The sequence below is a fragment of the Microcystis sp. M53603_WE2 genome, from assembly GCF_030065435.1.
This window is the reverse complement of the sequence record NZ_JASJFF010001230.1, coordinates 1-6104: the sequence shown is the minus strand read 5'-3', so window position 1 is coordinate 6104 and position 6104 is coordinate 1. Positions and strand designations below refer to the sequence as shown.

At 45.1% G+C, this 6104-nt stretch carries 6 protein-coding genes and 2 pseudogenes; 3 read left to right on the top strand and 5 right to left on the bottom strand.

Annotated features, from left to right (window positions below; translation table 11 throughout):
• Together PX481_RS25775 and PX481_RS25770 are read right to left on the bottom strand one after the other, a co-directional pair.
• Window positions 1-230 (bottom strand): annotated as a pseudogene (locus PX481_RS25775) (hypothetical protein); the annotation flags it as partial.
• Between the two features lie 3 nt (window positions 231-233).
• The gene (locus PX481_RS25770; protein ID WP_288096798.1) at window positions 234-989 is read right to left on the bottom strand and encodes an amino acid ABC transporter ATP-binding protein; all 756 of its coding nucleotides are present in this window, start codon (window positions 987-989) and stop codon (window positions 234-236) included.
• Window positions 990-1187: 198 nt separating this feature from the next.
• Here PX481_RS25770 and PX481_RS25765 point away from each other — a divergent pair, with 198 nt between their 5' ends.
• Window positions 1188-2699 (top strand): ABC transporter permease subunit, encoded by a 1512-nt coding sequence (locus PX481_RS25765; protein ID WP_288096796.1) that lies wholly within the window; start codon window positions 1188-1190, stop codon window positions 2697-2699.
• Window positions 2700-2949: 250 nt separating this feature from the next.
• Here the strand turns inward: PX481_RS25765 and PX481_RS25760 are convergent, their stop codons facing one another.
• On the bottom strand, window positions 2950-4311 hold the full coding sequence (locus PX481_RS25760; RefSeq protein ID WP_288096793.1) for an SUMF1/EgtB/PvdO family nonheme iron enzyme: 1362 nt from the start codon (window positions 4309-4311) through the stop codon (window positions 2950-2952).
• 178 nt (window positions 4312-4489) lie between these two features.
• Between PX481_RS25760 and PX481_RS25755 the strand changes: the two genes are divergently transcribed.
• Both PX481_RS25755 and PX481_RS25750 read left to right on the top strand, forming a co-directional pair.
• On the top strand, window positions 4490-4777 hold the full coding sequence (locus tag PX481_RS25755; RefSeq protein WP_287692979.1) for a BrnT family toxin: 288 nt from the start codon (window positions 4490-4492) through the stop codon (window positions 4775-4777).
• Complete coding sequence (locus tag PX481_RS25750; RefSeq protein WP_061430133.1) at window positions 4731-4973, top strand: hypothetical protein; 243 nt, start codon at window positions 4731-4733, stop codon at window positions 4971-4973. The genes PX481_RS25755 and PX481_RS25750 overlap by 47 nt, the downstream gene beginning before the upstream one ends.
• 101 nt (window positions 4974-5074) lie before the next feature.
• Here PX481_RS25750 and PX481_RS25745 read toward each other — a convergent pair whose 3' ends face one another.
• The gene (locus PX481_RS25745) at window positions 5075-5311 is read right to left on the bottom strand and encodes a hypothetical protein (protein ID WP_288096789.1); all 237 of its coding nucleotides are present in this window, start codon (window positions 5309-5311) and stop codon (window positions 5075-5077) included.
• Window positions 5308-6104 (bottom strand): annotated as a pseudogene (locus PX481_RS25740) (RNA-guided endonuclease InsQ/TnpB family protein); the annotation flags it as partial. The pseudogene PX481_RS25740 and the gene PX481_RS25745, both read right to left, overlap by 4 nt.

Here is a 6104-nt window from a genome sequence, read left to right as displayed (position 1 = left end):
GGGGTGTAGGGTGTGGGGTGTAGGGTGTAGGGTGTGGGGTGTGGGGTGTAGGGTGTGGGGTGTAGGGTGTGGGGTGTAGGGTGTGGGGTGTGGGGTGTAGGGTGTGGGGTGTAGGGTGTGGGGTGTGAGGAGAAAAAAGCTGTCTCCTGTCTCCTGTCTCCTGTCTCCTGACTCCTGACTCCTGACTCCTGAATACTGACTCGGAGAATACTGACTCCTGAATTGAGCAAACCCTAATTACTATTGATGCGACTTAAAAAGGCTTGTAAGCGCTCGCTGTGGGGATGATTAAAGAAGGTGTCGGGATCACCTGCTTCTTCGATGACACCTTGATTAAAGAACAAAACCTTGTTAGAGACTTCCTTAGCGAACTGCATTTCGTGGGTGACGACTACCATAGTCATACCGTCATCGGCCAATTGACGCATAACGTTTAACACTTCCCCGACTAATTCCGGATCCAGGGCCGAAGTGGGTTCATCAAATAAAATCACCTCTGGTTTCATGCAGAGACTGCGAGCGATCGCCACCCGTTGTTTTTGGCCTCCCGATAATTGGTCGGGATAAACATCGGCTTTTGGGGCTAATCCCACCTTTTCCAGATACTGAATTGCCGTATCCTTAGCCTCATTTTCCGAGTGGTGTAACACTTGCTTGGGGGCTAACATCAAGTTTTGTAAAACGGTGAGATGGGGAAAAAGATTAAAGTGTTGAAACACCATACTTACCCGGCTGCGTAAATTGCGGAGGACTGATTGATTTAACTTCGGGGAAGAGATGTCGATTCCCATCACCTCCAAGCGGCCACCGTTAATTGTTTCCAAACGATTGAGACAGCGTAAAAAGGTACTTTTGCCGCAGCCAGAGGGACCGATTACCGATACCACGTCCCCTTGATAAAGAGTGCCTGTAACTCCTTTGAGTACCTCTAAAGAGCCGTAACTTTTGCGTAAACCTTCACTAACAATCACAGGGGGGGTAGTGGTCATGATGTCCTCTCGTAAAAAATTTTACATTCTGTATAAAAGTATCCAGATTAGTTTCTGCTAGATTGTATCCTTGACGACATTTTATCAAGAGGAATAATCATAATACTCAAATAGTCTCTCTACATCTGTCTTGGGTGGGAAGTAGGACGAAATTACTAACTTAGTTGAGCGAAAAAATCAAGGAGAAACAATTAAAAAATGATTAAATTTTGGCGAGGGCGGGCGGTACAGAGAGTTATCTTTGCCTTGTTAGGATTAGTTTTAGCGCTCGGATTAACTGTTATTCCGGCTTTTTCTCAGACCCCTCCTAATCCTTTTCGAGTCGCCACAGAAGCGACTTTTCCGCCCTTTGAATTTCAACAAGCGGGACAATTAACTGGGTTTGATATCGATTTAATGCGGGCGATTGGCAAGGAAGCCGATCTCAACATTGACTTTAGAAATTTACCCTTTGATGGCATTATTCCGGCTCTACAAGCGAGAACAGTGGAAGCCGCTATTAGTGGCATGACTATCACCGCCGAACGCGCCCAAGCGATTTCTTTTTCTCGACCTTATTTTAGGGCTGGTTTAGCGATCGCTGTTCGGGAAGATAATAAGACAATTAAAAATTTTGAAGACTTAAAAGGCAAAAGAATTGCCGTCCAAATTGGCACAACGGGAGCCTTAGAAGCGACAAAAATACCGGGGGCAACAGTTAGTCAATTTGACTCGGCGGCTTTAGCTTTGCAGGAATTAATTAATGGTCGAGTTGAGGCGGTAGTTAACGATAAACCCGTGACTTTGTATGCAATTAAACAAGCGGGTTTACGGGGAGTAAAAGTAGTCGGAGAATTATTAACGGAGGAATTCTACGGCATTGCTTTACCCAAAAATTCCCCCTATCTCCAGTTAATTAATGATGCTCTCGGTCGAGTCATAGAAAGTGGTCGGTACGATGCTATTTTTCGGCAATGGTTTGGAGAAAAACCGCCAGAATTACCCTTAGTTGCCCCAGCTTTAAATAATTTACAGGAATCAAGTTTTAACTGGGGAGAATTATTCTATAACCTGATTTTTAAAGGGGTTCCCTGGACAATTCTGTTAACAGTTCTGTCTTTTCTTTTCGGGTTAATCGGTGGAACTTTAGTGGCTATTGCCCTGATTTCTCCCTACAAATGGTTAAAAATAATTTGCCGCATCTATGTGGATTTCTTTCGGGGAACACCGATGCTGGTGCAATTATTCTTGATCTATTTTGGTTTGCCAGGGTTGTTCCGAGAAATTGGCTTAAATATCGACTTAGATCGTTTACCGGCGGCCCTATTTGCCCTAAGTTTAAATGTGGCGGCCTATTTAGCTGAAATTATGCGCGGCGGTATTCAATCGATCGATAATGGTCAATGGGAAGCTTGTTCTAGTCTAGGAATGTCCCCAGTGCAAACCATGCACGAGGTGATTTTTCCCCAAGCTTTTCGCCGGATGTTGCCACCGTTGGGGAATGAATTTATCACCCTAATTAAAGATACCAGTTTAGCGGCAGTAATCGGTTTTGAAGAATTATTCCGGCAAGGTCAATTAATGGTAGCCACTACCTATAAAGCTTTCGAGATTTATATAGCCGTTGCTTTAGTTTATTTGGTTTTAACTACCCTTTCCTCTGTGGTATTTAAGCGCTTAGAGATTTATATGGATCCCCTACATAAATCTAAACAGGAACAGAAAGCTTAGGGGCAACAGATGGGAACTGTTAACTAAGGCAGGAAGTAGTTAGATATGTGCAGTTAGCAGAAAACGGGTTTCTCGGAGAAACCCGTTTTCTGTGGGTTACTCAGATTTTCTGTCCGAATGCTTCGCCCCTACTTTTTCAGCAAACCCTAGGTAATTGACCACCCCTAAATCAATACACTTGTACTATATTTGCCCAAAAAAATTCCAGAAAAGGAAATGAGGGTAAAAAGGGAAAAAAAGAGAAAAAGGGTTACAAAGTCCTCCCAGCACCGCACACCACCCGAAAACCGTAGCTGTAGTTGAAGTCGTCGCGGCGGCTGGCGTAGCTGCGGAAAGCGGAACGGCAGTAACCCGGAATGCTGCACCAAGAACCGCCCCGCAGAGGAGAACGATTATCATTCCCATCTTCTATCCAAGCACTGCCATTCGTCGGCGCACCGTCATAGTTATCGTGCCAAGTATCGGCGCACCATTCCCAGACATTGCCGTGCATATCGTATAGCCCGAAGGCATTGGGGGGAAATTGTCCCACGGGAGTCGTTTGTTGTCGATATTCTCCGTTCGGTTCATCGGCGTAGGTATTACTGGCACGGTAGTTGGCAAATTTCCCAGTAATGGTTTCCCCAAAGTAAAATGGGGTGGTGGTTCCAGCACGACAAGCGTACTCCCATTCTGCCTCACTCGGTAGTCGGTATTCCTGTTTTGTTTCCCTTGATAGTCGTTTACAGAATTCCGTTGCTTGATACCAGTTGACTGTTTCTACGGGTAGCTCATCCCCTTTGAAGTTAGAAGGGTTTGTCTCTAGGTCGATGTCTATTTTAGCGGTTGCGGCGATCGCTTTCCACTGGGACTGGGTGATGGGATAACGTCCCATGTAGAAAGAAGAAACGGTTACTCGATGTTGAGGTCTTTCCCATCTAAATCCTTCCCAACCAAATTTTTTTACCAGTCTTTCGATTTCCTCGTCTTCTGTTCCCATCAGGAAAGTTCCCCCCGGGATGGCAACCATTTCTAAGGTGATGCCGTTGCCCAAATCTTCGCTGTAGTAGCGGGCGGTTTTGCTTTCGGGTGGGCTGACTTTACCATTGGGGTTGACAGTAAAGGTTTCAAAGGTAAAAGTTTGGGACTGAACTGGAAGTATCTGCTTAATCTGCTCCTCTTTATTGGGGGTTTTTGAATTTTCGGAAGTTAATTCAAGAGGGGAACGAGGTTTAATTCCTGTGATTCCCCAAATTAATCGCTCCATAGGTTTGGGAGACAAACGCCGAAAATCCACCCAAGTCATTCCCTCCAGAAAAAGTGGCAGCTCTGGTTGCTCGGGCGCATTGGATAGCAGAACAGGTATGACTGGACACTGGTTCCTGACAAAGCGGCGTAAATAGGCTTCGATCTCCATCTGTTGCCAGGGGCCGATGCCACTTCCCCCCACAAAAACGGCGGCTGACTTGATGTTTTGAATCTGCTTCTCAAGTTCTCGCTGCCAAGGCAGTCCGGGTTGTAGTTCCCACTCATCTAGCCAAGGGGTTAGACCTTGTTGTTTGAGGGTTTCGGCAATCTTTTTAACTTCAGGTTTGTCCTGACCATTGTGACAGAGAAATACATCGAATTCCATTATTCACCCCTAGCCCCCTTCTCTATCGCTGCCATTCTCCCCTATCCTCTGACTTAAACACACGGTTTCCACGGTCTGGCCTGATTATCGCCCTACCAATTGGGTTCGGAGACCATCAGATCTCTACCTAATATTATCTCAAGACTAAAAGGTTTTCTATAGGCTTAACTGATAAACTATGAAGCTTGACTCGTTTGAATGGGATGAGAGCAAGCGGTGTTCTAACATAGAAAAACATAATGTGGACTTTGAGGAAATTCTCGATCTTTTCGATACTTTTCTTTACGAAATCCCAGATAATCGTAGGGGTTATGGCGAAAAACGGACGATAGCGTTTGGAGAACTTGAAAAACAGGTCTATTGCCTTGTATATACCTTAAGAGGCAAATCGTGTCGATTAATTAGTGCTAGGAGGGCAAATGAGCGTAAACGAAAAGCGTATTACAGTTTTCTTAAAGGACGGTAGCCAAGAGAAAATCGTCATCGAGTCCGGCACGGAAAAACTAAAAGAGAGGGAACGTCTCAACAAGATGACCGAAGAGGAAATAGATCAAGCTGCCCGTTCCGATCCCGATGCGTTACCGGTAGAGGATGAGGAAATCTGGAAACAAGGTAGATGGGTAGGTCCTGAACCTTTACCTGAATTGGTTAGGACTTGCTAAAAAAGTAAGGGCGAAGCATTCGGACAGGAAATCTACGGTTTCAGGGATGGGTTATACCCGAATGCTTCGCCCCTACAGGACTCTGCGATTATCGATTAAAGTCACCACTTGCCATCCTGACGTAATTGCCGATTACTCTTGACAAGTTGCTGGTTTTGTGCTTCTAGAAATTCCACCCGTGCCTGGGTGGCCTGCAATTCTTTGACCAATTCTCGATAGACCGAGAGGGGAACCGAGGGGCGACCGGTGAAACCCTGGGGTCTTTGGGGGGAAATACGCGGCGTAGTGGTCTTGACATCCTCGCCGCCGTAAAACGGACGGCGATTCCCAAACCTCACGATTTGGGTTTCTGCTTCTTTCCCGAAGGATTTTTCGCACCTGCCTTAACAGATTTACTCTGTTCTGGTATTATGGTCGCTCTACAGACTGACACCGCAAGCCCTGCGGCCAAAATATTTTTACTGGCGTTAATATCTCGGTCATGGTGTGTCCCACAGTTCGGACAGTCCCACTCTCGAACATTTAACGGCAGCTCTTTCACAATATACCCACAATTACTGCACCGTTTAGAACTGGGAAACCATCTATCTATTTCGATGTAATTTCTGCCGTACCAACGGCATTTATAGGCTAATTGTCGAATGATTTCTCCCCAGCTTACATCAGATATTGCCTGAGATAATTTCGGGTTTTTGACCATATTCTTGACAGCTAAATTCTCAACTACAATCGTTTGATTTTCACGAACTAATTGAGTGGTTAGCTTATGTAAATGGTCTTTTCTACTATCCGTGATTTGAGCGTGAATTCTGGCTAATTTGATTCTTGCCTTTTCTCGATTCTTTGAGCCTTTCTGTTTTCTCGAAAGGCTTTTTGGGTCCTTTCGCAGTCTCCGATAATGCTTTTTAAAATACTTAGGATTAGATACTTTGTCGCCATCGCTGGTAATCACAAGGCTACTAATTCCTAAGTCAATTCCGATGGCTTTATCTGTTACTGGTAGAGGCTTAATCGTTGGGTCATCAAATCTAGTTGAGAGAGGTCAACATCCAGAAGGATGTAATCTGACTGTTACTGTACTTGGTTCACAGCTTTCTGGTATTTGTCTTGACCATCGAATAGGTAAAGGTT

What these genes read in the sequence shown, in the direction of transcription:
- PX481_RS25750 (WP_061430133.1), top strand. Translation starts at nt 4,731, where the DNA reads ATGAGCGTAAACGAAAAGCGTATTACAGTTTTCTTAAAGGACGGTAGC.
- PX481_RS25765 (WP_288096796.1), top strand. Translation starts at nt 1,188, where the DNA reads ATGATTAAATTTTGGCGAGGGCGGGCGGTACAGAGAGTTATCTTTGCC.
- PX481_RS25760 (WP_288096793.1), bottom strand. Translation starts at nt 4,311, where the DNA reads ATGGAATTCGATGTATTTCTCTGTCACAATGGTCAGGACAAACCTGAA.
- PX481_RS25755 (WP_287692979.1), top strand. Translation starts at nt 4,490, where the DNA reads ATGAAGCTTGACTCGTTTGAATGGGATGAGAGCAAGCGGTGTTCTAAC.
- PX481_RS25770 (WP_288096798.1), bottom strand. Translation starts at nt 989, where the DNA reads ATGACCACTACCCCCCCTGTGATTGTTAGTGAAGGTTTACGCAAAAGT.